The sequence below is a fragment of the Enterobacter soli ATCC BAA-2102 genome (assembly GCF_001654845.1).
Lineage (GTDB): Bacteria > Pseudomonadota > Gammaproteobacteria > Enterobacterales > Enterobacteriaceae > Enterobacter > Enterobacter soli.
In genome coordinates this window covers 45,334-69,924 of sequence record NZ_LXES01000018.1, presented here as the reverse complement: position 1 = coordinate 69,924, position 24,591 = coordinate 45,334, and the positions used below count along the sequence as shown (strand labels likewise).

25 protein-coding genes are annotated in these 24,591 nt (G+C 56.7%); 10 read left to right on the top strand and 15 right to left on the bottom strand.

Annotated features, from left to right (window positions below; all coding sequences use genetic code 11):
* Nucleotides 1-281 precede the first annotated feature (281 nt).
* The 6 genes from M987_RS06175 to M987_RS06150 all read left to right on the top strand — a co-directional run bounded on the left by M987_RS06175 (nt 282) and on the right by M987_RS06150 (nt 6,214).
* Entirely contained in the window at nt 282-596 is a 315-nt protein-coding gene (locus M987_RS06175; protein ID WP_014068299.1) for a PTS sugar transporter subunit IIB, read from the top strand.
* A gap of 11 nt (nt 597-607) precedes the next feature.
* Nucleotides 608-1,933 (top strand): PTS cellobiose transporter subunit IIC, encoded by a 1,326-nt coding sequence (locus M987_RS06170; protein WP_014068298.1) that lies wholly within the window; start codon nt 608-610, stop codon nt 1,931-1,933.
* Nucleotides 1,934-1,950: 17 nt separating this feature from the next.
* Complete coding sequence (locus tag M987_RS06165; RefSeq protein WP_014068297.1) at nt 1,951-3,324, top strand: glycoside hydrolase family 1 protein; 1,374 nt, start codon at nt 1,951-1,953, stop codon at nt 3,322-3,324.
* A gap of 11 nt (nt 3,325-3,335) precedes the next feature.
* Nucleotides 3,336-3,638 carry a PTS lactose/cellobiose transporter subunit IIA gene (locus M987_RS06160; RefSeq protein WP_014068296.1) on the top strand — a complete coding sequence of 101 codons (303 nt, stop codon included), beginning with the start codon at nt 3,336-3,338 and terminating at the stop codon, nt 3,636-3,638.
* A 140-nt stretch (nt 3,639-3,778) separates the two neighbouring features.
* On the top strand, nt 3,779-5,158 hold the full coding sequence (locus tag M987_RS06155) for a carbohydrate porin (RefSeq protein WP_014068295.1): 1,380 nt from the start codon (nt 3,779-3,781) through the stop codon (nt 5,156-5,158).
* A 150-nt stretch (nt 5,159-5,308) separates the two neighbouring features.
* On the top strand, nt 5,309-6,214 hold the full coding sequence (locus tag M987_RS06150) for a DMT family transporter (RefSeq protein WP_014068294.1): 906 nt from the start codon (nt 5,309-5,311) through the stop codon (nt 6,212-6,214).
* Nucleotides 6,215-6,253: 39 nt separating this feature from the next.
* Here the strand turns inward: M987_RS06150 and phnV are convergent, their stop codons facing one another.
* The 5 genes from phnV to phnR form a co-directional block, all read right to left on the bottom strand.
* The gene (phnV, locus tag M987_RS06145) at nt 6,254-7,051 is read right to left on the bottom strand and encodes a 2-aminoethylphosphonate ABC transport system, membrane component PhnV (protein WP_014068293.1); all 798 of its coding nucleotides are present in this window, start codon (nt 7,049-7,051) and stop codon (nt 6,254-6,256) included.
* Between the two features lie 2 nt (nt 7,052-7,053).
* On the bottom strand, nt 7,054-7,914 hold the full coding sequence (gene phnU / locus M987_RS06140; RefSeq protein ID WP_014068292.1) for a 2-aminoethylphosphonate ABC transporter permease subunit: 861 nt from the start codon (nt 7,912-7,914) through the stop codon (nt 7,054-7,056).
* Nucleotides 7,915-7,916: 2 nt separating this feature from the next.
* Nucleotides 7,917-9,026: a 2-aminoethylphosphonate ABC transport system ATP-binding subunit PhnT gene (phnT, locus tag M987_RS06135; protein ID WP_014068291.1), complete on the bottom strand. Its 1,110-nt coding sequence runs from the start codon at nt 9,024-9,026 to the stop codon at nt 7,917-7,919.
* Nucleotides 9,027-9,031: 5 nt separating this feature from the next.
* A complete protein-coding gene (phnS, locus tag M987_RS06130; protein WP_014068290.1) occupies nt 9,032-10,045 on the bottom strand; it encodes a 2-aminoethylphosphonate ABC transporter substrate-binding protein in 1,014 nt (337 codons plus the stop codon).
* A 96-nt stretch (nt 10,046-10,141) separates the two neighbouring features.
* Nucleotides 10,142-10,861 (bottom strand): phosphonate utilization transcriptional regulator PhnR, encoded by a 720-nt coding sequence (gene phnR, locus M987_RS06125; RefSeq protein WP_014068289.1) that lies wholly within the window; start codon nt 10,859-10,861, stop codon nt 10,142-10,144.
* 142 nt (nt 10,862-11,003) lie between these two features.
* Here phnR and phnW point away from each other — a divergent pair, with 142 nt between their 5' ends.
* Together phnW and phnX are read left to right on the top strand one after the other, a co-directional pair.
* A complete protein-coding gene (gene phnW / locus M987_RS06120; RefSeq protein WP_014068288.1) occupies nt 11,004-12,107 on the top strand; it encodes a 2-aminoethylphosphonate--pyruvate transaminase in 1,104 nt (367 codons plus the stop codon).
* Between the two features lie 9 nt (nt 12,108-12,116).
* Entirely contained in the window at nt 12,117-12,926 is an 810-nt protein-coding gene (gene phnX / locus M987_RS06115) for a phosphonoacetaldehyde hydrolase (RefSeq protein ID WP_014068287.1), read from the top strand.
* Nucleotides 12,927-12,971: 45 nt separating this feature from the next.
* On the opposite strand, the gene nepI is transcribed toward phnX, so the two are convergent.
* The 3 genes from nepI to M987_RS06100 form a co-directional block, all read right to left on the bottom strand.
* Nucleotides 12,972-14,162 carry a purine ribonucleoside efflux pump NepI gene (gene nepI / locus M987_RS06110; protein WP_014068286.1) on the bottom strand — a complete coding sequence of 397 codons (1,191 nt, stop codon included), beginning with the start codon at nt 14,160-14,162 and terminating at the stop codon, nt 12,972-12,974.
* Nucleotides 14,163-14,225: 63 nt separating this feature from the next.
* Entirely contained in the window at nt 14,226-14,753 is a 528-nt protein-coding gene (locus tag M987_RS06105; protein ID WP_014068285.1) for an SRPBCC family protein, read from the bottom strand.
* A gap of 97 nt (nt 14,754-14,850) precedes the next feature.
* A complete protein-coding gene (locus M987_RS06100; RefSeq protein WP_014068284.1) occupies nt 14,851-15,303 on the bottom strand; it encodes a DUF1198 domain-containing protein in 453 nt (150 codons plus the stop codon).
* Nucleotides 15,304-15,402: 99 nt separating this feature from the next.
* On the opposite strand from M987_RS06100, the gene M987_RS06095 reads away from it, so the two are divergent.
* Both M987_RS06095 and M987_RS06090 read left to right on the top strand, forming a co-directional pair.
* Nucleotides 15,403-16,305 (top strand): LysR family transcriptional regulator, encoded by a 903-nt coding sequence (locus M987_RS06095; protein WP_014068283.1) that lies wholly within the window; start codon nt 15,403-15,405, stop codon nt 16,303-16,305.
* Nucleotides 16,306-16,454: 149 nt separating this feature from the next.
* The gene (locus tag M987_RS06090; protein ID WP_014068282.1) at nt 16,455-17,255 is read left to right on the top strand and encodes an MBL fold metallo-hydrolase; all 801 of its coding nucleotides are present in this window, start codon (nt 16,455-16,457) and stop codon (nt 17,253-17,255) included.
* 61 nt (nt 17,256-17,316) lie between these two features.
* Here the strand turns inward: M987_RS06090 and uhpT are convergent, their stop codons facing one another.
* From uhpT to ivbL, 7 genes are all read right to left on the bottom strand, one after another.
* Entirely contained in the window at nt 17,317-18,714 is a 1,398-nt protein-coding gene (gene uhpT / locus M987_RS06085; RefSeq protein WP_014068281.1) for a hexose-6-phosphate:phosphate antiporter UhpT, read from the bottom strand.
* 142 nt (nt 18,715-18,856) lie between these two features.
* Entirely contained in the window at nt 18,857-20,176 is a 1,320-nt protein-coding gene (gene uhpC, locus M987_RS06080; RefSeq protein ID WP_014068280.1) for an MFS transporter, read from the bottom strand.
* Between the two features lie 9 nt (nt 20,177-20,185).
* On the bottom strand, nt 20,186-21,685 hold the full coding sequence (uhpB, locus tag M987_RS06075) for a signal transduction histidine-protein kinase/phosphatase UhpB (RefSeq protein ID WP_014068279.1): 1,500 nt from the start codon (nt 21,683-21,685) through the stop codon (nt 20,186-20,188).
* Nucleotides 21,682-22,275, bottom strand: a complete 594-nt coding sequence (gene uhpA, locus M987_RS06070) for a response regulator transcription factor UhpA (RefSeq protein WP_014068278.1) — start codon at nt 22,273-22,275, stop codon at nt 21,682-21,684. Before uhpA ends, uhpB begins: the two co-directional genes overlap by 4 nt.
* Before the next feature lie 77 nt (nt 22,276-22,352).
* Nucleotides 22,353-22,640 carry an acetolactate synthase small subunit gene (gene ilvN / locus M987_RS06065; RefSeq protein WP_010426528.1) on the bottom strand — a complete coding sequence of 96 codons (288 nt, stop codon included), beginning with the start codon at nt 22,638-22,640 and terminating at the stop codon, nt 22,353-22,355.
* A gap of 3 nt (nt 22,641-22,643) precedes the next feature.
* Nucleotides 22,644-24,332, bottom strand: a complete 1,689-nt coding sequence (gene ilvB / locus M987_RS06060; protein WP_014068277.1) for an acetolactate synthase large subunit — start codon at nt 24,330-24,332, stop codon at nt 22,644-22,646.
* Nucleotides 24,333-24,434: 102 nt separating this feature from the next.
* Complete coding sequence (ivbL, locus tag M987_RS23800) at nt 24,435-24,533, bottom strand: ilvB operon leader peptide IvbL (RefSeq protein ID WP_014068276.1); 99 nt, start codon at nt 24,531-24,533, stop codon at nt 24,435-24,437.
* Nucleotides 24,534-24,591: the final 58 nt, after the last annotated feature.

The window sequence follows — 24,591 nt, the reverse complement described above, 5'->3', positions numbered from 1 at the left end:
CAGGCAACCACCCGCACCTGTAAATTCCATAACCGCTACGGCTCACATTATAGCCAGAATGGAGTATATCCGTTTCCGTTTTTCATGGAAACCGATTTTCCGTTTCCACTCAAAATGAGGTCTTAATCGCCAAATTCTGTGACACAGATCGTGGTAACAAGCCCCATAAGCAACGCTTCTTGATGGCTGTCACATTTCTTTCTTTTATAAATGGAAACCGGTTTCCGTATGATGTCCAATCATCCTCGCAATAACTTTTTACATTTAGAGGATGGTTGTCGATGTTCAAGATTATGCTGTGCTGCTCTGCCGGGATGTCCACCAGCCTGCTGGTCAGCAAAATGGTCGATGTCGCGAAAGAACGTGGTTTGCCGGTCAAGATTGATGCGTACGGTGTTTCCGAATTTGATACGCAGTTTCCGCAATACCAGGTTGTACTTCTCGGACCGCAAGTGAAATACATGTTACAGACACTCTCAGACAAGGCGGCTACGCAAGGTATTCCGGTACAAGCCATCGACATGATGGACTACGGGATGCAACGTGGCGATAAAGTACTGGACTATGCACTGTCGCTCATCGAAGCGGCACACTAAAAGGTGTTCACATGAGTTCGTTATATCAATCAATGGTCGCGGTTATTGAGCAATCTATTACCCCGCTGGCGGCAAAGCTCGGACAGCAGAAGTATGTGATTGCGATCCGCGACGGCTTTACCGCCGCCCTGCCGTTTATGATCATCGGCTCGTTTATGCTGGTGTTCATCTTCCCGCCGTTCTCAGCGGATACCACCAACAGCTTCGCCCGCGGCTGGCTGGATTTCTCCCAGACCTATCGCGAACAGCTGATGCTGCCGTTTAACCTCAGCATGGGCGTGATGACTTTCTTCATTTCAGTGGGGATTGGTGCGAGCCTGGGGCGTCAGTTTAACCTCGACCCGGTGATGTCCGGCCTGCTGGCCTTTATGGCGTTTCTGCTGGTTGCCGCACCCTATGCCGACGGCAAAATCTCTACCCAGTATCTGTCTGGCCAGGGGATTTTCACTGCGCTTATCACCGCGATTTACTCTACCCGTGTGTACGCGTGGTTGAAACAGAACAACGTGACCATTCGCCTGCCGAAAGAAGTGCCAACCGGCGTGGCGCGTTCGTTTGAAATTCTGATCCCGGTGATGGTGGTGATCGGCACGCTGCACCCGCTGAACCTGTTTATTGAAGCACAAACCGGGATGATTATTCCGCAGGCAATTATGCACCTGCTGGAGCCGCTGGTCTCTGCGTCTGACTCCCTGCCAGCCATTCTGCTTTCTGTGCTGCTGTGCCAGATCTTCTGGTTCGCCGGCATCCACGGCTCGCTGATTGTCACCGGCATCATGAACCCGTTCTGGATGGCAAACCTGTCGGCAAACCAGGCGGCACTGGCTGCTGGCGCGGCGCTGCCACACGTTTACCTGCAAGGTTTCTGGGATCACTATCTGCTGATTGGCGGCGTGGGCTCGACTCTGCCGCTGGCGTTCCTGCTGCTGCGTAGCCGCGTAACGCACTTGCGCACCATCGGCAAAATGGGCGTTGTGCCAAGCTTCTTTAACATCAACGAACCGATCCTGTTCGGTGCGCCAATTATCATGAACCCGATGCTGTTCATCCCGTTCGTGTGTGTTCCGCTGGTCAACGCCTGCCTGGCGTACGCCGCGACTAAACTGGGTTGGCTGGCGCAGGTTGTGTCGTTAACACCATGGACCACCCCTGCGCCAATTGGTGCCTCATGGGCGGCGAACTGGGCGTTAAGTCCGGTGGTGATGTGCGTCGTCTGTATGGTGATGTCCGCGCTGATGTATTTACCGTTCCTGCGTGCTTATGAGCGTTCACTGCTCAAAAACGAAGAGCAGAAAGCTCAGGCCACGGTCGGTGCCGCTGAAACAGCAAGCAATTAAGTCAAAGAGGAAGCGTCATGAAATATTCATTTCCCGAGCATTTCTGGTGGGGCAGCGCAAGCTCCGCTCTCCAGACCGAAGGGACAAGAGAGGGTCAAACCACATGGGATTACTGGTTTGCCCGCGAGCCAAACCGTTTTCACAATGGCGTGGGGCCGCAGCAGACCTCCACGTTCTATCAGCACTGGAAAACGGACATTCAGCTATTAAAGCAGCTGAACCACAACAGCTTTCGGACCTCGATTAGCTGGGCGCGCCTGATCCCCGACGGTATCGGTGAAGTGAACCCACAGGCAGTCGATTTTTATAACCAGGTCATTGATGAGCTGATTGAACAGGGCATTACGCCGTTTATCACCCTGTTCCATTTCGACATGCCGATGGCAATGCAGGAGATCGGTGGCTGGGAAAATCGTGACGTAGTGGAAGCCTATGCCCGTTACGCGCAAATTTGCTTCGAGCTGTTTGGCGATCGCGTGCTGCACTGGTTTACCTTCAACGAACCGATCGTCCCGGTCGAGGGCGGTTATCTGTACGACTTCCACTACCCAAACGTGGTGGATTTCCGTCGTGCGGCGACGGTGGCGTACCACACTGTGCTGGCTCATGCACTGGCCGTTCGCGCTTACCGCGCCGGTCATTACGCGGGTGAAATTGGCATTGTATTGAACCTGACGCCATCGTACCCGCGTTCACAAAACCCGGCCGATGTGAAGGCGGCGCACATTGCAGACCTGATGTTTAACCGCAGCTTCCTCGACCCGGTGTTGCGCGGCGAGTACCCGGCCGACCTGGTGACTCTGCTGAAGTCCTACGATCAGCTTCCAGCCTGTAAACCGGAAGACAGTGCGTTGATTGCAGAAGGGAAAATCGACCTGCTCGGCGTTAACTATTATCAGCCGCGTCGCGTGAAGTGCCGTGACAGCGCGGTGAATCCACAGGCGCCCTTTATGCCGGAGTGGTTCTTTGATAACTACGAAATGCCAGGCCGCAAGATGAACCCTTATCGTGGCTGGGAAATCTATGAGCCCGGTATTTACGATATTCTGGTTAATCTTCGCGACAACTATGGCAACCCACGCTGCTTTATTTCTGAAAACGGTATGGGTGTCGAAAATGAACAACGCTTTATTGAAAATGGCCAAATAAACGATCAATACCGTATTGATTTTATTTCCGGGCATTTAACCTGGCTGCATAAAGGTATTAGCGAAGGGTGTAATTGTCTTGGTTATCATATGTGGACATTTATTGATAACTGGTCATGGTGTAATGCCTATAAAAATCGCTATGGATTTATCCAGCTCGATTTAGATACGCAGCAACGCACCGTTAAAAAGAGCGGTGAGTGGTTTGCCGCTACCTCGTTAAACAATAGTTTCGATAAATAGAGAAAGAGATGATGGTTGCCTTAGAAGAAGCCGTAATGGAAATCATCGTCAATGCTGGTCAGTCGCGCAGCCTGTGCTTTGAAGCACTGCACGCTGCGCGTCAGGGCAACCTTGACGAAGCAAAAAACCTGCTGCGCGAAGCCGATGGCTACGCGCGTCAGGCGCACAAGATGCAAACCAAACTGATCGAGCAGGATGCGGGTGAAGCCCGTCAGCCGATGACGTTAATTATGGTGCACGCCCAGGATCATTTAATGAATTCTCTGCTGGCGCGTGAATTATCTGAAGAAATTATTCATTTATATCAGAGATAGCTTATGGCGAAATAAAGTTAATGTAATACCTCTGTACCTGAAAATATAAATCACTCTGTTTCTGATGATAGCGACATATTCTGTCAAATCGGAATGGGATGGTTATTGTCTGAATAAAATGTAAATTAATAGAGATGACAATGAAAAATATTAAAAAACTTCCATTAACAATGGCGGTTATCGCCGCGCTTTGCCCAATTTCTGTCCTCGCACAAGAATTCACGCAGGAGCAAATCGACGCCATTGTGGCCAAAGCGGTGGATAAAGCCCTGGCAGACCGTCAGGCTAAAATGGATGCCGCGGTGGCGAAAAAAGTCGACGTGGTGACCGAGCCGCAAAGCGCGGCGCAATCCCCGGATATGGCTATCCCGTTCGGCATCAAATTTACCGGCTACGCCCGCTACGGTGCGCACTTCCAGGCCGCCGATCAGAAATACGTGGCGGTGGATGGCTCCTACAACGGCGCATCCGCGATTGGTCGCCTGGGGAACGAAGGCAACGGCGGTGAATTCCAGCTTTCCAAAGCCTTCAAGGGTGAAAACGGCGCCATCTGGGACATCAACGTGATGATCGACCACTGGGGCGACGAAGTTAACCTGAAAAAAGCCTACGCGGGGGTGACCAACATTATGGCCTCCAACCCGAACGCCTATTTCTGGGCCGGCCGTGACTTCCACCAGCGTCCGCAGCAGGGCATCAACGATTACTTCTGGATGAACCACGATGGCCAGGGCGCCGGGGTGAAGAACTTCGACATCGGCGGCGTCCAGTTTGACGTCGCGACCGTGGCGGCAGTGGAATCCTGTAGCCCGGAAGTGATGGAAGATGAGGCTAACCCATCGCGCATCACCTGTACCGGCGGTTCCGGCACCGGCGACAAAGGCAACTACGCCGCGACCTCAAAAATCCACGGCATGAAACTCGGCCCAATCGATCTGGAGCTGTATGCCAACTACGGCTTTGACTCCAAAGCCATTGAGAGCGACGAGCGTCTTAACGCCTGGCAGGGCGGCGTGGTGCTGAGCCACACCAACGACAGCGGCGTGAACAAGGTAATTGCCCGTTACTCGGATAACTCGGACAACAGCGTATTTAACAAAACCGAGGATCTGACCACGGTGTACGCCAGCTTCGAAGGTCTGCACAAATTCACTCCACAGACCCAGGTGGAGTACATCCTCGCCTTCCACGATTACGACAATAGCCGTGACAAGAGCGATAACCGCAAAAACTACAACGCCATTATTCGCCCGATGCACTGGTGGAACGACGTTCACTCCACCTGGCTGGAAGCGGGCTGGCAGCACGTTGATTACGACAACGGCGGCGATAACAAAGGCTGGAAGCTGACCCTGTCGCAGAACATGTCTATCGCCATGGGGCCAGAGTTCCGCCCAATGCTGCGTTTTTACGTGACCGGCGGCAAAGTGGATAACGAACACACCGCACGCGTGAACGGCACGGATGACACCACGCTCGACGATTTCAACGTCGGCGCGATGTGGGAAGCGTGGTTCTAGTAGGTAAACGCAAAACGGCAACGCAAGTTGCCGTTTCTAGTGTTTTCCCCCTCTCCCTGTGGGAGAGGGCCGGGGTGAGGGCATCAGGCCGCACCACACCCGACAAGACCCATGTTATGCTAGTCAAAAATCGACATAGCAGGGGAGTACATGGGTTCCACACGTAAAGGGATGCTAAACGTCCTGATCGCCGCCGTTTTATGGGGAAGTTCAGGGGTTTGTGCGCAATACATCATGGAGAAAAGCCATATTTCTTCGCCTTATCTGACCATGGTTCGCCTGCTGTTTACCGGTGTTATCCTGCTCACGCTCTCCTTCGTTCACGGCGACAAGATTTTCTCGGTCATCAAAAATCGCAAAGATGCCATCAGCCTGCTGATTTTCTCGCTGGTTGGCGCGCTCACCGTGCAGCTCACCTTCCTGCTGACGATTGAAAAATCCAACGCCGCCACCGCCACCGTGCTGCAATTCCTGTCACCGACCATCATCGTGGCGTGGTTTGCGCTGGCGCGGAAAAAGCGCCCGGGGATATTTGTGTTGTCCGCGATTATGACGTCACTGATCGGCACGTTTCTGCTGGTGACCCATGGCGATCCCACCTCACTCTCTATTTCGCCTGCGGCTCTGTTCTTCGGGATCGCTTCGGCCTTTGCCGCCGCGTTCTACACCACGTATCCGTCGACGCTGATTGCCCGCTACGGCACGCTGCCGATTGTCGGCTGGAGCATGTTGATTGCAGGGTTAATGCTGACCCCGTTCTACGCCGGGCGCGGAACCACTTTCGTGATCGACGGCAGCCTGTTGCTGGCGTTCTTCTACCTGGTGGTGATCGGCACGGCGCTGACGTTCAGTCTGTATCTGAAAGGCGCACAGATGATTGGTGGGCCGAAGGCGAGCATTCTCAGCTGCGCCGAGCCGCTGAGCAGCGCGCTGCTGTCTGTCATCTTGCTGGGCGTGGCATTCACCCTGCCGGACTGGCTGGGGACGCTGCTGATTGTCTCGTCGGTAGTACTGATTTCAATGGACTCGCGCAGACGCGTTCAGACATCAGCCTGACCTGATACCCTCTCCCACTGGAGAGGGTTAAAAGCACGTTCACCGCTGCCCTAAACGCTTCGCGATCCTTTCCAGTTTCAGCATCAACAGCAAGGTTATAGCCACCAGCACAATGGTCAGCGCCGCGCCGTCGGCAATATTCCCGCGATCGGTCAGACTAAAAATCGCGACCGGAAGCGTCGTCCAGCCAGGCGGATAGATCATCATCGTCGCACCCAGTTCGCCCATCGACAGTGACAAACTCAGCGCCAGCGCGGAGACCATCCACGGCATCAGCAGTGGTAAGGTCACGTGACGCAGGCGATACCACGGCGTAGCGCCCAGGCTCGAGGCCACATTTTCGATATCCGCCGACACGCGAGCCAGCCCGGTCGAGACGTTACTGAAGGTGAAAGCCGAGATCAGAACAAAGTGTGCCGCCAGCACAATCCACAGCGTACCATTCATCTGCAACGGTCCCTGGCTGAACGCCACCAGGATCCCCAGCCCCACCGATACCGACGGGATCGCACTCGGCAGGTAAAAGACCATACTCAACCACTTTTGTGTTTTCTTACCGTACTGACGTAACGCCAGCGCCGCCCACACGCCGCACAACAGAGCGAACAGGCTGGCACAAAAACCGATGACCAGACTCGCCGACAGAGCATTCCAGGATGCGCCGCGCAACGCGTTCACAAAATGGATCAACGTGAACCCGCTCGGCAGAATGCCGTTCCATTGCTGGCTCAGGCTGGACATTAAAATCACCGCCAGCGGCAGGAAGAAGAAGACGGTAAATAGCATGGTCGCCAGCGCACCGGCTACAACACGCCCTTTACGAGACCAGATCAGCATCGTTAACTCCTTACGCCAGTACGCGATGCCGCCAGGCGATAGAGCGCAAACAGCCCCAGCGACAGCACAATATTAATCAGGGCAATCATGCACGCCACGCTGTAGTCCGATTCAAGGATCGCTTTGCTATAGACCATCATCGGCAAGGTATTCACCCCTTTCGCACCAATAAACAGCACGATGCCAAACTCATTGGTGGTTAACAGCAGGCACAGGCTGCCGCCCGCCATCAGCGCAGGGAGCGCCGCAGGGAAAATCACCTGTGCAATAACGCGCGCCGGATGGGCACCGAGAATGCTGGCCGCTTCCAGCTGACTGGTATCGATCTGCCGCAGGGCGGCCATCAGCGGGCGCATCACCAGCGGCGTGAAGACGGTGATCTCCGCCAGAATCACCCCCTGCATGGAGTAGAGAAAATCGACGGGCGGAAGGTCAAAATCAAACAGACTCATCAACGTGCCGTTGAGCAGCCCGGCGGAACCGTAAACAAAGGTGAACGCCAGCGTGATCAGAAAGGTTGGCAGGGCGATAAAGGTATCCACCACCCGGCCAATCAGGCCGCTGCCCGGAAAGGGGATAAACACCAGGATCAGGGACATCACGCTGCCCAGAATCAGGCACCCGGCAGTTGCAGACAACGCAATCTGCAGAGTATTCAGCAGCGCGCTGGCAAAACGTTTTGACTCCACCACCTGCCAGAAGGTCTCCAGCCCGATATGCCCACTGGTGTTGCGCAGTGCCTGCTCGGCGATAAGCAGTAAGGGATAGAAAAAGAGCGTACCCAGAACCAGTAATGGCAATGCCAGCCACAGCATCGGGCGCAGGGCGGGGGCGGTTTTTTCCAGCGTCAGAGAGAGCGACATCATTACACCTCAATCAGAACCGCATCGTCAGGCTCAAACCACAGCGCCAGCGGATCACCTGGCTGCGGCAGCGGGTTGACGTGCGTCATCACAATACGCACCGGTTCACCGGCTACGTCACACAGCAAATGGGTTAAATCCCCCTGCCAGTGAACCGATTGCAGCGTTGCGTTCAGACGGTTGCTGTTGGCCGAACGCGGCGTCAGGCTCATATGCTGCGGGCGAATACAGAGCAGTTTGTTATGTCCGTGCTTCACGCCCTGACTCCAGGCACGGATCACCGTTCCACCACAGCTCACTCCCACCAGCCCCGGCGCAGAAACATTGCCCAGCGCCGTCGCCTGAAGGATGTTCGCCCGCCCGAGGAACTCCGCTGCAAAGCGATTCGGCGGATGGTGATAGAGCGCGCGAGTTTCGCCGTGAGCAATCATCGACCCGTCCTTCATGATGCCGATTTTATCTGCCAGAGTAAGCGCCTCGGTCTGATCGTGCGTCACGTAGAGAATGGTCAGTTCAGGCAGCTCACGGTGTAAACGCGCAATCTCTTCCACCATGTTGTGGCGGATCTGCGCATCCAGCGCAGAAAGTGGTTCATCCAACAACAATACGCGCGGGCGTACGGCAATCGCACGGGCAATCGCCACGCGCTGCTGCTGCCCGCCGGAAAGCTGATGGGGGTAGCGCGTCGCGTAGTCGCTCATCCCGACAATTTTGAGCGCCTCGGTCACGCGATCGTTAATCAGGGCTTTCGGCTGCTTTTGCGCCCGCAATCCGAAAGCAACGTTGTCCTCAACCTTCAGATGCGGGAACAACGCGTAGTTCTGCACCACCATCGCCAGCCCGCGCTTGTAGGGCGGCAGATGGGTGACATCCGTATCACCAATCAGAATGCGCCCGCCCGCAGGCTGGACAAAACCCGCCACAGCACGTAGCACTGTCGTTTTGCCGGAGCCTGACGGACCAATCAGCGCCAGCACTTCACCCGGCTCGATGGTTAATGAGAGCGGCTTGAGCACCATATTTCCGTGGTACGCCACGCGCAGAGAGTCGAGGACAATCCCCGATGACCCCGCCAGCGGCGGGGCGTGAAGGGTAGAGGTTTTCATCAGCATCAGGCTTACTCGCTGTCGGTCACTTTATGCCAGCGGGAAATATCGGCGGAAAGCGATGTGGCGACCTCATCCCAGTTCGGTTCCCAGCTTTTCACGCCGTTAAGTGCAGCAGTGGCGGCCTTGTAGTGGTCATCCGTCGGCGTCACGTCGCTGCGAACCGGCATTCCCCAGGAGAGCGCGCTCACAGCCGTTTGTGCCTCTTTACTCAGCAGGAAGTTAATCAGTTTTTTGCCGTTTTCGCTTTCTGGTGCGCCCTGGACTAAACCAATCACATACGGCAGTGCCAGCGCGCTGCGTTCACCTTTCGCATCCGCCGGCCAGAAGATCTTCACATTCGGGTTGCGTTCCATCTGCGCCAGATTCATTTGCAGATCGCCGTTCGCCACGTACAGCTCACCTTTGTTGACCAGCGCGGTCAGCTTGCCGGTAGAGGCCGATGGCCCAACGTTGTTGGCCTGCAGTTTGCCAAGATAGTCAAAGCCTGCGTCTTTGCTGCCCATGCTGTGGAAGGCCTGTAGCATGACCGCCGTGCCGTCTGCCGCCTGGCCCGGCGTCGAGTATTGCAGCTTGTTTTTGAATTTGCCGTCGAGCAGTTCCTGCCAGCTGGCCGGGGCCGCTTTCAGCACGCTGCCGTTGTAGATAAAGCTCAGGTAGTTCTTCACCAGCGGTGAATAGAAGTCGGTCGAACCGGGGATGGCTGCGGCAGAGTCCGTTTTAAAGCTGGCCAGCAGTTTGTCGGCCGCCGCACGCTGAATGAACGGCGGTGCAGTAACCAACACATCCGCCTGCGGATTCGTACGCTCTTTCGCCAGACGCTCTACCACCACGCCACCACCGCCTTCCACGTAACGCACGGTAATGCCGGTGGCTTTGGTAAAGGCATCGAACTGCGCCTGATACCAGCTGTTATCACCATCATGCAGACCGTCAATGGAGTAGACCGTGACAACGGAATCTGCCCACACCGGGGTGCTGGCGAGAGCAAAGGCAGAGATCAGAGCGAGTCGGGAGAGTTTCATCGTTAAAGCCTCATGGAGTCGTTTATGTTTTCTGGCCTATACCAGATTTGCTTTAAACGCTAAACGGCTAATGTGACAAAACGATGAAAGATTTATTTAGTGGGTATCAACTTCAATTCGCAGGCTATCGTGACGCCAGTATTCGATATCGAAATCGAGCACGCGCCCGTGCTGGTCATAGTTGAGGCGCTTCAGCAATAAGGCCGGGCGCCCTTCCATCACCCCCAGAGCCTGCGCAGCCTGAGAAGGCATAGCCGTAGGGTAGAACGACAGATGCATACTGGTATAGACAAGGTTGTATTCGGCTTCGTAGACCTCAGTCAGGCTGCCGTTGAGATCGTGGTGCAGCAGCTCCGGCACGCGGGCAGGCAGACAGTGGTTTTCGCTGTAGCAGATGGCGCGGCCATCGGCATAGCGTAGGCGCGTCAGCAGGTAAATCTGGTCAAAAGGCTGGAGCTGCAACGGCCCCATCACCTCCACCGGCACCGTGGTCAGCACGCCGTTAAGCAGCACCGTTTTCGGCTCGCGTCCCTGCTCGTGGCAGAGCTTATGGAAGTTAGTGTTCTGGGTGGGATCAAGCCACAAGCGTTCTGGCGTCACAAACCAGCCGCGGCGGTCGGCGCGGTAGATGGCGCCGCTGGCTTCCAGCTGCGACAGGCTTTCGCGAATGGTGATACGCGTGGTGTTGAAGATCGCGCACAGTTCACGCTCAGAAGGCAGCTTATCGCCACTTTTCAGCGCACCGCTCTGAATACGTGCCTGCAACTGCGCCTTGATTAACAGGTATTGTGGGATATCACCGGGTATTGATTTCATGCTCACTCGCCGTCGCGTTTTCCTGGCGACATTATACAGACGTTGATGAATTTTTTGTTGCAACACCCTTTTCCCGTTGACCGGTTGGCGGGATTATCGCCATCATAACGCCAAATCTGGTATAGACCAATAGGTGAAAAACATGACTTCGCGTAACTATCTGCTGCTGACCCCCGGCCCACTGACCACCTCCCGCAGCGTGAAAGAGGCAATGCTGTTCGACAGCTGCACCTGGGATGATGACTACAATCTCGGCGTGGTCGAGAAAATCCGTCAACAGCTCACCGCCCTCGCCACCCGAGCGGAGGGTTACACCTCTGTCCTGCTACAGGGCAGCGGCAGCTACGCGGTTGAAGCCGTGCTCGGCAGCGCCATCGGTGCAGACAATAAAGTGCTGATCGTCAGCAACGGTGCATACGGTGCGCGAATGGCGGAAATGGCAGAGCTGATGGGCATAGCCCACCGCGTATACGACTGCGGTGAAGTCGCCCGCCCGGAGGTACAAACCCTGGAAGCGATCCTGAAAGAGGATACCGCCATCAGCCATATTGCGATGGTGCATTGCGAAACGACCACCGGGATCCTGAACCCGATTGCTGAAGTGGGCGTACTGGCGCGCCAGTACGCTAAAACCTATATCGTCGATGCCATGAGCAGCTTCGGCGGCATCCCGCTGGATGTGGCCGAACTCAACATTGATTTCCTGATCAGCTCCGCCAACAAGTGTATTCAGGGCGTGCCGGGGTTTGCTTTTGTGATTGCCCGCACCGCGAAGCTGGAAGCCTGTGCAGGCCATTCCCGCTCACTGTCCCTCGATCTCTACGCCCAGTGGCGCTGCATGGAGGACAATCACGGCAAATGGCGTTTTACCTCTCCGACGCATACGGTGCTGGCGTTTGCCCAGGCGCTGGCGGAGCTGGCCGAAGAAGGCGGCGTGGCGGCACGCTACCGACGCTACCTTCAGAATCAGCAAGCACTGGTTAGCGGGATGCGCGAGCTGGGCTTCAGGACTCTGCTGGACGATGTATTTCACTCCCCGATCATCACCGCATTTTACTCACCGGATGATGCGCAATACCGTTTCAAAGAGTTCTATTCGCGCCTGAAAGAACAAGGTTTTGTCATCTACCCGGGGAAAGTATCCCAAAGCGACTGCTTCCGTATCGGCAACATTGGCGAGGTGTACGAGCGCGATATCATCTCCCTGCTGAACGCCATCAAACACGCGATGTACTGGAAAAAATAAGGAGCCACCATGAAACGTATTAACGCCGTTATTCTCGACTGGGCGGGGACTACCGTCGACTTTGGCTCCTTCGCACCCACGCAGATTTTTGTGGAAGCGTTTCGTCGGGCATTTGATGTGGACGTTACGCTTGCCGAAGCGCGCGTCCCGATGGGGCTGGGAAAATGGCAACACATTGAGGCCTTAGGGAAATTACCTTCCGTGGATGCCCGCTGGCAGGCAAAATTTGGCCGTGCAATGACGGCAGGCGACATCGATAAAATCTACGCCACCTTTATGCCGCTGCAAATCGCCAAAGTTGTCGATTTTGCGGCACCTATTGAGGGTGTTGTCGACACGATCGCTACTCTGCGCGCTCAACAGATAAAGATTGGCTCCTGCTCGGGCTACCCGCGTGCCGTGATGGAAAAGCTGGTGCCAGCCGCAGCCGCGCAAGGTTATGCACCGGACTGCTGGGTCGCCACTGACGATCTTGCACCTGGCGGTCGCCCTGGGCCGTGGATGGCGCTGCAAAATGTTATCACCCTGGGTATCGACGATGTGGCGCACTGCGTCAAGGTAGACGATGCGGCTCCGGGGATTGAAGAAGGCATTCATGCCGGGATGTGGAGCGTTGGGCTGGCGGTTTCCGGCAACGAGTTTGGTGCAACCTGGGAAGAGTATCAATCGATGTCGCCGCAAGAGATCGCCACCCGCCGTGAGGGGGCAGCCGCGAAGCTGTATGCCGCAGGGGCGCACTACGTGGTGGATTCACTGGCAGCGCTGCCGGAAGTCATTGCCGATATCAACGCTCGCCTGGCAAAGGGCGAACGTCCGTAATCTTTTCCCCCTTTTCCCCTGTGCGGGAGAAGGGGGACATTTTAACTATTTCGCCTTAACTTTCCCTGCCACCAGCAGCGCCGTCAGTAGCATCAGCGTGCCGGAAATCACCAGCGGCGACGTCAACCCGATATGGTCAAGCGCAATGCCGCCCACCGCCGCGCCACAGGTATTCGCCAGCTGAATCACCGCCACCTGAATCGACCCGGCTTTTTCGGCCTGATCGGCCAGAGAGCGGGTGATCCACGTTGACCAGCCCACCGGTACCAGCGCAAAGGCAAAGCCCCAGATAATCGCAATCGCCGACGCGACCCATTTATCGCTACCCCACAGTACCAGCACCGCCGCGCTTATCGCCAGCACCAGCGGGGCACCCGCCAGCGCCACTTTCAGGGAGCGTTTCAGGAACTGGGACGACAGGGACGTACCGATAAAGCTGGCAATGCCGAAGCTCAACAGCACCAGCGTCAGACCATCCACATCAAAACCGGCCATGGTCATAAACACCGGACGGATATAGGTAAAGAAGGCAAACTGCCCGGCAAAGGCCATAAAGATGGCGCTCATCCCCGCCAGCACGCCCGGGCGTTTCAGCAGGCTGAACATATTCTGTTTGTGATGTGCCGCCTCACCCGGCAGGGACGGCAACGCTTTCCACACCCAGATAATGCACAGCAAACCCATGACAGCCGCTGCGTTAAACACATTTCGCCAGCCGATAATCCCGCCCAGGAAACTGCCCAGCGGCGCGGCGATCACCAGTGCGATAGACACGGCGCCAAAGATAACGGACAAGGCTTTAGGCACCGTGCGCGCAGGCACCAGACGCATGGTGAGGGATGCCGACATTGCCCAGAAGCCGCCCAGCCCTAATCCCAGACAGGCGCGCCCAAGCAGCAGCAGGGTAAAGTTATTGGCAAAAGAAACCAGCAGGCAGGAGAGCGTCAATAGCACGCTAAAAAGAATGACCACTTTGCGGCGGTCGATCGTGCCAATTACCTGGGTGATAAACAGGCTGGCGAACATCGCCACAAACGCGGTCACAGTAACAGACTGCCCCGCTACGCCTTCGGAAATACCCAGATCCTGCGCCATTGGCGTCAGCAGGCTGACCGGTAAAAACTCGACGGTAATCAGGCAGGCCACGCAGAATGCCACGGAGAAAACCGCCGACCAGTTCGGGCGTGAAACCTCTTTGGTCTGCGGTCTGGTCGTGGTCTGGATATGTTCGGTCATGGCGTCACCTGAAGATAAATGTGCGGAAAAGCTGCGCAGTTTATCATCAAAAGTGTGACGAATTTAACGTTTTGACAACTTTTCTTTCATCGCGGCATTCGCCAGCCCGACGATCCACTCCTGGTGTCCGTTAATCATCGGGTTCGGCACGGTGCGTGCTAATTCCTGCGCCGGAACACCTTTCTGCGACTCCTGAGTCAGAATGCGCACGCGGTTACCGGGCAGGTCTTCAAACAGCCACGCGTGGATCACGTCCAGACGCGAGTTCGCCTCGCCCTCCACCCAGCCGTGCCAGGCGATACGCGCCGCTTCACCGTCAACCGGCGGCACATATTCCGTCACCTGCGCTTCAACCGGGAAGCCAAAGGTGGTGAAGCGGAAACGGGCGTTGGCACTCAGTTCAGGGCCGCTGCCGTCGTGGAAACGGATATCCTCAGCGTTGCTGTAGTAGCCCGGCCACAGGGCCGTGTCGTTGAGCTGCACCCAAATCTCTTTGGCGCTCAGCCCGGCAACGATGATTTCGTTAGATGCAAAGTTATCAGTGGTACCTGGCAGATAGTCGTTCGGCCAAATAATCGCGGATTGTTTCATGGTTCACCTCGTCATGTTGTTGATGAGGTGATGTTGCGCTCACGGGTGGTATAAATCTAATGATGATGTTTTATACTCTTCATCACGATTCGTGATATCAGTGCAGGTAAAACACGCCCTCTTGCGGCAAGAAAAGCTGGTTATAACGCAGCTGGAAGGCATTAAGTTCCTGCGGATCTGGCTCCATCTCGCGCATAAAGCCCAGCGCGAGGCGGATTTGCGCATCGGTGATTGGCGCGGCAAGACGGGCTTTACGCAGCAGCCGATGCCAGGTATGCAGGTTCTCTTCGCTGCCGTTGACGATACAGACCTGCCAGATCAGCAGCACCTGCGCCGCGTTTTGCAGATGCGCTTCGTCCGGGCGCTCAAGGTAGCGGATAAACTCATTGCCGGGCGTTTTACCAAACTGATCGATCATCGATTCTACCGGCACCAGAGTGATACCCAGACGCTCGCTTAATCGTTTGATCGCGCGGCGGGAATCAGAGGTCAGGATCCGAAATCCGACCACGAACACCACCACGAGGGTTGCCAGCATTATCCAGACCATGCGTTCTCCTTAAATTAGCCGCTCATCATATCGGGAAACGCGCAGCGTCAACAGCAGGCAGCGCCATAATAGTGAACTGAAAAAAGGTGGAATAACCTCATGAAAGCGGATCTGCGCACCCTGGATCTCAACCTGTTGAAAACGCTGGATGCCCTGCTGGACGAACGCAGCGTCACCCGCGCCGCAGCGCGTCTTGCCCTTACACAGCCTGCGGTGAGCGGGATGCTGAACCGCCTGCGGGATTACTTCGACGACCCGTTGTTTATCCGCGCCCCACACGGCATTGTGCCAACCATCCGTGCGGAAGCGCTGGCCGCGCCTATCAAGCGCATTCTGGCGGATATCGATGTGCTGTTGCAGCCTATCGACTTTGATCCGCTCATCGCCAGACAGACCTTTACCCTCGCCGCCACGGATTACGCGTTGCGCGCGGTGATCGTGCCGTTTATCGCCGCCCTGAAGGTGCAAGCCCCTTACATCCGCGTGCGCGTGGTGCCGGTAGAGCCAGATCGACTCGTCACCCAGCTTGAGCAGGGGAAAATCGACCTCGCCCTGCTGACGCCGCACACCACACCGGATGAGCTCCACAGCCGCGCGCTTTATGATGAACGGTACGTCTGCATGATGCGTGCCGATCACCCGGATGCAGGCAAACCGCTTTCACTTGAGCGCTTTTGTACTCTGGAGCATGTGCTGGTGTCTTACGAGGGCGAAAGCTTCCACGGTGTGACCGACGATGCGCTGGCAAAGGCCGGGCGCGAGCGACGCGTGGGATTATCGGTGAGCAGCTTTTTGGTGCTGCCGGAGGTGCTGGCCATCAGCGATATGATCGCCGTCGTGCCACAGCGCATGGCCGAAAACCGGGCGGATATGTTTGTGTGTGACACGCCGGTTCCGGTGCAAGGGTTTACCAAAAGCATGGCCTGGCACGCACGCACGCACCGAAACCCGGCGCAGGTGTGGCTGAGGGAGTTGTTGCTGGAGACCAGCGGGCGGGCGTAAACCAACCACCCGTACCACATGGGAATACCCAGGATCATCCATATGTCTGAACGTTGAGGCGCAAGGCGGAAAGCCGCATATCAATGGTGTATTGTCGATGAAAATCATGCCCGCCGATCGCGAATATTCATGTCAGGGAAGGAGCGAATATGTCCATAACTATCAGCGTCCTGCTGGAAAATCGTCTTAGCTACAGCGCTAAAAAATTACTGCACGCTAAAGCAGGGCTGAGCCTGTTTATACAGGATGAAAATGATTCCATTTTATTTGATACCGGACCTGATGATAGTTTCTGCCATAACGCAGCGCTGATGGGGATCGATTTAACCAACCTGACCGCAGCCGTGCTTTCTCACGGCCACTATGACCACTGTGGTGGTGTTCCGTGGCTGCCTGAAAAATGTCGGATCGTATGTCACCCCCTCGTGACCAGCGAGCGCTACTCGGCAATAAGGTTTTCAGGGTATACCGTCAGAATAAAAAAATTGTCTCTGAATAATGACTATTCCCGTTATCACATGGAATACAGCAGCACTCCGCTTCGAATTGGAGAACGTTTTATGTGGTCAGGCGAGATCCCAGTAGCCAGGCCACACGCATACGGTGTTATCGGTGGTAAAAATACGACAGTGGATTATGTAAAAGACGAAGGGGTTTTAATCTATAAATCTGACCGTGGGTTGGTTATTTTTATCGGCTGTGGGCATCGAGGGCTGAATGATATTGTGCGTCACTGCCAGAGAATAACCGGCATTAATCATGTTCACGCTCTGTTCGGTGGTTTTCACCTGCGTAGCGCCTCACCCCGGAAGCTCTGGGCTATCAGGCAGTTTTTGCACGACCTGAAACCCGATAAAATAATGGGCTGCCATTGTACAGGGAAATGGGGCAATTTATGGTTGCCGGAAGCAATCACTCCATCCACAGGGGATGTTTATGTTCTTGGTTAGAACATAACTATGTGAATAAAAAAAGCCCGGCATCACGCCGGGCAAAAAGTTACCTGCACACTCAGGCTGCTTTCAATTTCTGCTTCTGCGCGCGGTTTTCGCGGCGAATTTTACGTTCTTCCAGCACCGCGACCATTGCCATCAGGACGATACAGCCGATGGCTGCGGCATCCAGCGCGGCGAAGGTGCCAGCCCAGCCGGTGAGGCCGAAAATCGGCGTGCCGTCAGCGATCATCCCCAGACCGAGCTTGGCGAAGCTGTCACCAATCAGATACGCGAAGGTGCCCTTAATCCCATCGGCAGCGCCGATCGCTTTTTTCGGTACGAAACCAACGGCGGCTACGCCGATCAGCAGCTGCGGGCCAAACACCAGGAAACCCAGCGCGAACAGCGATGCGAGGTAAACGTACTGATTGCTGGCATGTTGATAAACACCGAGGGTCGCGATGATCAGGGCCAGCGCCACACAGGCCACCAGCGCACGACGTCCGTTGGCAAGGTCAGAAAGCCAGCCCCACAGCAGCGTGCCGACCAGCGCGCCCACTTCAAACAGGGTAAAGCCCTGGATCGCGACTTCTTTGGACAGCTTCAGCTCCTGGAAGGCATACACGGTAGACCACTGGTCGATACCGATACGCACCACGTACAGAAAGATGTTCGAGAAACATAACAGCCAGATCACTTTGTTTTTCAGCACGTACTCAACAAAGATCTGCCATTTGGTCATCTCGTTTTCTTCGGTTTCTTTGTCCTCTTCGCTGATCTCCTCGCCAAACAGCTCTTCAGCTTTGCCCAGACCGTAAGATTCCGGGGAGTCGCTGCCAAAGCGCAGGCCGATAAAACCAACGATCAGGGCGATAATCGACGGGAAGATAAACATACCGATCACGTGGCCATCGAACAGATAGTTAGCACCGAACAGCGCCACGCCAGCCGCACCCGCACCACCGAGGTTGTGGGAGATGTTCCACATGCCAAGATACGACCCACGCTTACGGCGCGGCGTCCATTTGGTGATGGTGGAATAGCTGCAAGACCCGCCGGTACTCTGGAAGAAACCGCTCAGGGCGTAGAAGGCAATCATCAGGAACAAGCTGACCGAGCCCGCGCCCATGCTGGCGCTAAAGCCGAGCATACAGATGGCGGAGAGGATCAGCATAAACGGCAGGAACTGCTTGGTATTTTTGCCGTCGGCGTAATAGGAAACCAGCGTTTTACCCACGCCGTAGGTGATGGAGAAGCCCAGGCCAATCATCCCCAGCTGCGTCATGCTCAGCCCGTAGGTCGAGATCATGTCGTTCTGCGCGATGTTAAAGTTCTTGCGGATCAGGTACATGGTCAGGTAGCCAATAAAGACCACCAGGTAGGACTGCATGAAGGGTTTGAACCACATTTTACGCCGCACATCGAGCGGCAGATCCAGGGTCGGCTTACGTACCTGGTTTAAGAAGGCCAGCATGGTTTGCTCCTGAGCTGATTTTTATACCTGCGAATGGCAGGCATTGTAAAAATCAGCCGGGAGAGACGCCTGAGACAGCGTCCAGGTGAAACCGGGAAAATTTCCTAGTTTTGCCCCACTCGGGGCGAAAAGGTGAGGCGCATCACATCACACTGGTTTCGCGTGGGGCCTGAGCGTTTAAAAATGGCAGCAACAGCAGGGCGGAAATCCCCGCAGCGATAGCGATCACCGCAAAAAACCCGCTCCAGTGCCAGATGTCGATGACCCGCGCCAGCGGCCAGCCGGAAAGCGACGCGCCAAGATAGGCAAACAGCCCGACAAAGCCCGTCGCCGCGCCTGCCGCCTCTTTGTGCGAGCACTCCGCCGCGGCCATACCGATCAGCATCTGCGGGCCAAACACGAAGAAACCGGTGGTGAAGAAGCACGCGGCCTGCATCACGTAGCTGGCAAATGGCATCAGCCACAGCGAGCCCACCGAGAGCAATATCCCGGCGGCGAAAATCAGGTTCATCGGGCCACGGTTACCGTTAAACAGCTTGTCCGACCCCCAGCCCGCCACCAGCGCGCCAATAAACCCGCCCAGCTCGAACATGGTCACCGCCGAGTTAGCCGTCACCAGATCCACGCCGAGCGTCTCGGACATGTACAGGTTACCCCAGTCGTTGATCGCCGCACGCACCACGTAGACCAGCACGTAACACAGCGACAGCAGCCAGATGTACGGGTTTTTCAGCACGTATTTGGTGAGGATCTCTTTGCGGGTCAGCCCCGCACCTTCCTGCTGTTGGGCAATTTCCATTTCGTCGTGCCGCCAGTCGCCCACCGCCGGCAGCCCCACGGTCTGCGGCCGGTCGCGCAAGCGCCAGCACAGGAACACCCCGGCAAGTATTGCCAGGCCGCCCGCAATCATCATTCCTGCCCGCCAGCCGTAGTGCAGTGCCGCGGCACCCACCACGATCGGGATCAGCGCGCCGCCAACGTTATGCGCGGTATTCCAGATTGCCCACCAGCCGCCACGTTCGTTGCGTGAATACCAGGTGGTGAGCAGGCGGGCGCAGACCGGCGCGCCCCAGCCCTGGAAAAAGGCGTTCAGCGCCCACAGCAGCGCGAAGGCCCACAACGAGGTGGAAAAACCAAACAGAATATTCACCACCCCGGTGGCAATCAGCCCGAAGCCCATAAAATAGCGGGCGTTAGAGTGGTCGCTGACGATACCGGAGAAGAACTTCGACAGGCCGTAGGTGATGTAAAACAGCGTCGCCAGCAGGCCGATATCGGTGCGTACCATCACGCCGCTGGCCAGGATTTCGGGGGCTGCGGCGTTAAAACTTTTGCGGGTGAAGTAGAACAGCGCGTAGCCGAGCCAGATGGTTGCCAGGATATGGCGTCGCCAGTAGCGGTAGCGGGCGTCGATTTCCGCTTTATCGCTTACCGGAGCGGCGTTGGCAGGCGTTTTAAACATGGAGAGTCCTTAAGCGTAACGTAGCGGCAAGCTGACGCTAACGCGGGTGCCGTGGGTGCAGGAGATGGTCAATGTACCGCCGAGGGCCGTTACGCGTTCGCGCATTCCCGCCAGGCCAAAACCCTGCTGACCTGAACCCGGAGGCAAACCGCAGCCATCGTCTTCAATTACCAGCATCAGGCGTTCGTCCTGCTGCCAGCCCTGTAGGGTTACCGCGCTGGCGCTGGCGTGCTTAACGATATTATTCAGCCCTTCCTGGCAGACGCGAAACAGCGTGACGCGCTGGCCTTCACTCAGCCCCGGTTCATCAATGTGCCACTCAAGATGGCTGACAATCCCGCGGCTTTCCAGCTCCATCTCGCGCATCAGGGAACGCACCGCCTGCTCAAGGGAAAGGTCGTCCAGCTGGCGTGGACGCAGCCGCCCCAGCAGGCGACGCACCGAATCATACACGCCGAGAGAAAGCTGTTCGATATGTGCCCCGCCCTGCTTCACGCCTGTGTTTTCTGCCGCCAGGCGCTGAACAATACCCGCCTGGGTGCGGATGGCGGTGATGGTCTGGCCGATGTCGTCGTGCAGCTCACGCGCCACCTCCTGGCGCACTGACTCTTCGGTTTCCAGCAGGCGTTCTGCCAGACGACGGTTGCGCGCCAGCTCGGTTTGCAACGACTGGTTCAGCTCACGCAGGCGCTGAATGCCCGCCCCGAGCAGCAGCCCGGTCAGGCTTTGCGCCAGCAGAGAAAGGAGTAAATCTACCGGATGATCGTGCCAGGTCTGGCTGGCAATCAGCGCAATGGCGTTCATCAGCGTGGCGATCAGCGCCCCCTGCCAGCCGTAATGCCAGGCAAGCGCAATGATCGGCAGCGCCAGACAAAACGGTGTAAAGCGTGAAAGCTCCGCAGGCAGGCCAAGCTGCAACCACAGGCTCACCACGAACAACAGCAGATACCAGATGAGATGCCGCGCACGCCAGTTTACCGGCTGAGACACCAGCCCCGGGCCGAGCGGCTGCCAGACGGTGCTGGTGAGGTAATGCCAGATAACCAGGCAGGTTGGCGCGAGCGTCAGGCCGCCGGTGAGGGTGAGCAGCAGCGCGTTGAGCATCTCTTTTTCACCCACCCACGGCAGGGACTGGAGCAGCGCGGCAGCAATCAGCGCCGCCCCCTGACGCAGCAGCGTGCGCCAGTCCCGCTGGTGTCGGTAGCGGGAGATAAGCGCAACCGGGAGAAGCGTAAGCAGGCTTCCGGTCATCAATAATGGCAGATGCGCCAGAGACACTTCCTGCGCCAGCCACACCAGCATCAGCCACTCGGCGCCGAGCAGCACCGGCCAGTAGCCACGCGGGCATTGCAGCATCAATCCCAGACGCAGGCCAAACGGGAACAGCAGCACCGCCAGTTCCGGGCGTTCAACCAGATGCAGGCTGATGCTCCACAGGCAAAACCAGGCGGCAGAGAAGATAAAAAAGCTGGCGATGACGGCAATCAGCCGCGAGAAAACGGGACTCATTGCCAGGTATCAAACATGCGGCGCGCCAGCTCGACATCATTGCTGACACCGAGTTTTTCCATCAGGTTGGCGCGGTGAACGTGAACGGTTTTGGGTGACAACCCCAGTTCGGCGGCGATCTCTTTGACCGCCATCCCCTGCGCGAGTTTTTCCGCCACCTGGCGTTCGCGTCGGGTCAGCGGATCCTGGCGTCCTGCCGCCAGCTTGATGGCAATATCCGGCGTAAGGTAACAGCCCCCCGTCGACACGGTGCGTACGGCGGCAATCAGTTCATCCGGGCTACAGCGTTTGGAAAGGAATCCACGCGCTCCCGCGTTAAGCGCCTGTTCCACCAGCGCCGGGCTGTCGTGTACCGAGAGCATGATGGTCGACATCCCTTTCGGCAACTGGGTTAACAGCTCCAGCCCGGAGAGATCCGGCATTGAGATATCGCAGATACAGACCTGGACCCCGCGTCCGGGCAGACCGGCCAACGCCTCGCGGCCAGAACCGAACTCAGCCACCACCTGAAAATCAGGTTCGAGGCTCAAAAGCTGGGCAAATCCGGAGCGGACGATCAGGTGGTCGTCGATAAGGGCGATGGTGGTCATGGCGCGTTCCTGGCGGGCGGATAAAAAAACGCGCTTACCTTAACGATAAGCGCGTGGGTGTTCAAGCAATGAGCGATTTATTCGAAGAACACCGCAATTTTGTTAAACATGGTGGGATCGGACTGGTTGCGCGCCACTTTGGTCACATCTTCCAGTTTATCGATCTGCGCCATCATCTGTTCCAGACGTTGATCGTCGTTAACAAGCAGCCAGATGCGGCTGTGTTCACTGCCCTGAATCGGCAGACAGAGGATGCCTTCTACGTTAAACGCGCGGCGGGCAAACAGCCCGCAAACGTGCGTCATAACGCCAGGGTGGTTACGGACGGTGAGTTCCAGAATGACGTTATCATGTTGTTTCTGCATGGTTTATTCCCCCACCATCTCAGTATTTGCCGCACCCGGCGGCACCATCGGATACACTTTTTGTTGCGCGTCGATACGCACGTGGATCAGCGCCGGGCCCGGGCGAGAAATCGCTTCCTGCAACGCCGCGTGCGCGTCTTCTTCTGCGTTCAGATCGCAGGTATGCAGGCCAAAACCGGCGGCAATCTGCATAAAGTTGATCATACCAGGGTAGGTCGCGGCAAACACGCCCTGCTTGTAGAACAGACTCTGCTGCTGATGCACAAGCCCCAGCGCTTCGTTGTTCATCAGAATGATTTTCACGTCTAACTGGTTTTCGGCCGCGGTCGCCATTTCCTGAATGTTCATCATCAGGCTGCCGTCGCCGGAGAAGCAGATAACCTTGCGATCCGGGTTAGCCAGCGCCGCACCTACCGCCGCAGGCAGGCCAAAGCCCATGGTGCCCAGGCCGCCGGAGGTCAGCCACTGGCGCGGACGGTTCAGCGGATACGCCTGGGCAGTCCACATCTGATGCTGGCCCACGTCGGTGGTAATGATGGCGCTGTCGTCCACGCAGGCAGCAACGGCGTTAATCAGCCCGTAGTGGCTGAGCGGGTCGCCTTCGGTCGGGATGGCGCCCGGGAACTCTTTTTGCAGGTCTGCCACCAGCTGACGCCAGTCTTCACGGCCTGTCGCGTCGGTTTGTGGGATCAGCTGTGACAGTACCTCGGCAACATCACCCTGAATCGCGACATGCGGCTGTTTGATTTTGCCAAGCTCAGCGCGGTCGATATCCACGTGAATGATTTTGGCGTTCGGGCAGAACTGTTCGGTTTTACCAATCGCCCGGTCATCAAAACGCGCACCCAGAACAATCAGTAAATCAGACTCTTGCAGGATATAGTTGGTGCTACGCGCGCCGTGCATTCCCAGCATCCCCAGTGACAGCGGGTGCGCTTTTGGCAACATGCCGAGCGCCATCAGGGTCATGGTGGTGGGCAGGTTGGCTTTTTCAGCGAACTGGCGCACCTCTTCTGAGGCGTTGATCGCCCCGCCACCCAGATAGAGCACCGGGCGTTTGGCAGCGTTAATCATCGCCGCAGCATCACGCACGCTGTCAGCACTGAATTCTGGCGCAGGGGCACGGCCGCCCGGCTCAGGCAGCACGTCGATGTCGATTTCTGCGGTTTGCACATCCTTAGGAATGTCTATCCACACCGGGCCCGGACGGCCAGACTGGGCAATGCGGAACGCATCGCTGATAACCTGTGGAAGTTCGGCGATATCGCGAACTAAATAGTTATGTTTGGTGATGGGGATAGAGATGCCGTAGGTGTCCACTTCCTGGAACGCATCCGTACCAATCATCGACGACGGCACCTGGCCGGTAATGCAGATCAGGGGAATGGAGTCGAGGCGCGCATCGGCGATAGCGGTCACCAGGTTGGTCGCGCCCGGCCCACTACAGGCCATACAGACCGCCGGTTTACCCTGCGTACGCGCCATGCCCTGGGCGATAAAACCTGCGCCCTGCTCGTGGCGTGCCAGTACGTGACGGATCTGCGTGCTTTGGCTTAACGCATCATACAGCGGCAGCACTGTCCCGCCAGGGATACCCGCAACCGTGGTGATGCCCTGTCGTTCCAGTAAATGAACGATCAGCTGCGCGCCGGTGAAACGCGTCTTGGTGGATGTTGTGCCCGAAATTGCCATGCTCCAGTCCTTTTATGGGCCGACTTTCCGGGAGGCGTTTAAACGAAAAACCCCGCCCGGTTTGCGCCGGCGGGGTTTTGGAATCGTGTGTTGTTCCAGTCCCTACGGCGCATTGCCGACGACCACCACCACACGCACGACGACCACTGCGGCTGATGGCGCAGTTTTTAGTAGGGTCGCGGTGTTCATGAATGTAGTCATTGGGGACCTGTGTTTGGAATCATTGATAGAATTTATACAAACACAGGTTTTTCGGCGT

Coding starts and splice junctions, on each gene's coding strand:
- M987_RS06175 (WP_014068299.1), top strand. CDS start 282: ATGTTCAAGATTATGCTGTGCTGCTCTGCCGGGATGTCCACCAGCCTG.
- M987_RS06170 (WP_014068298.1), top strand. CDS start 608: ATGAGTTCGTTATATCAATCAATGGTCGCGGTTATTGAGCAATCTATT.
- M987_RS06165 (WP_014068297.1), top strand. CDS start 1,951: ATGAAATATTCATTTCCCGAGCATTTCTGGTGGGGCAGCGCAAGCTCC.
- M987_RS06160 (WP_014068296.1), top strand. CDS start 3,336: ATGGTTGCCTTAGAAGAAGCCGTAATGGAAATCATCGTCAATGCTGGT.
- M987_RS06155 (WP_014068295.1), top strand. CDS start 3,779: ATGAAAAATATTAAAAAACTTCCATTAACAATGGCGGTTATCGCCGCG.
- M987_RS06150 (WP_014068294.1), top strand. CDS start 5,309: ATGGGTTCCACACGTAAAGGGATGCTAAACGTCCTGATCGCCGCCGTT.
- phnV (WP_014068293.1), bottom strand. CDS start 7,051: ATGCTGATCTGGTCTCGTAAAGGGCGTGTTGTAGCCGGTGCGCTGGCG.
- phnU (WP_014068292.1), bottom strand. CDS start 7,914: ATGTCGCTCTCTCTGACGCTGGAAAAAACCGCCCCCGCCCTGCGCCCG.
- phnT (WP_014068291.1), bottom strand. CDS start 9,026: ATGCTGATGAAAACCTCTACCCTTCACGCCCCGCCGCTGGCGGGGTCA.
- phnS (WP_014068290.1), bottom strand. CDS start 10,045: ATGAAACTCTCCCGACTCGCTCTGATCTCTGCCTTTGCTCTCGCCAGC.
- phnR (WP_014068289.1), bottom strand. CDS start 10,861: ATGAAATCAATACCCGGTGATATCCCACAATACCTGTTAATCAAGGCG.
- phnW (WP_014068288.1), top strand. CDS start 11,004: ATGACTTCGCGTAACTATCTGCTGCTGACCCCCGGCCCACTGACCACC.
- phnX (WP_014068287.1), top strand. CDS start 12,117: ATGAAACGTATTAACGCCGTTATTCTCGACTGGGCGGGGACTACCGTC.
- nepI (WP_014068286.1), bottom strand. CDS start 14,162: ATGACCGAACATATCCAGACCACGACCAGACCGCAGACCAAAGAGGTT.
- M987_RS06105 (WP_014068285.1), bottom strand. CDS start 14,753: ATGAAACAATCCGCGATTATTTGGCCGAACGACTATCTGCCAGGTACC.
- M987_RS06100 (WP_014068284.1), bottom strand. CDS start 15,303: ATGGTCTGGATAATGCTGGCAACCCTCGTGGTGGTGTTCGTGGTCGGA.
- M987_RS06095 (WP_014068283.1), top strand. CDS start 15,403: ATGAAAGCGGATCTGCGCACCCTGGATCTCAACCTGTTGAAAACGCTG.
- M987_RS06090 (WP_014068282.1), top strand. CDS start 16,455: ATGTCCATAACTATCAGCGTCCTGCTGGAAAATCGTCTTAGCTACAGC.
- uhpT (WP_014068281.1), bottom strand. CDS start 18,714: ATGCTGGCCTTCTTAAACCAGGTACGTAAGCCGACCCTGGATCTGCCG.
- uhpC (WP_014068280.1), bottom strand. CDS start 20,176: ATGTTTAAAACGCCTGCCAACGCCGCTCCGGTAAGCGATAAAGCGGAA.
- uhpB (WP_014068279.1), bottom strand. CDS start 21,685: ATGAGTCCCGTTTTCTCGCGGCTGATTGCCGTCATCGCCAGCTTTTTT.
- uhpA (WP_014068278.1), bottom strand. CDS start 22,275: ATGACCACCATCGCCCTTATCGACGACCACCTGATCGTCCGCTCCGGA.
- ilvN (WP_010426528.1), bottom strand. CDS start 22,640: ATGCAGAAACAACATGATAACGTCATTCTGGAACTCACCGTCCGTAAC.
- ilvB (WP_014068277.1), bottom strand. CDS start 24,332: ATGGCAATTTCGGGCACAACATCCACCAAGACGCGTTTCACCGGCGCG.
- ivbL (WP_014068276.1), bottom strand. CDS start 24,533: ATGACTACATTCATGAACACCGCGACCCTACTAAAAACTGCGCCATCA.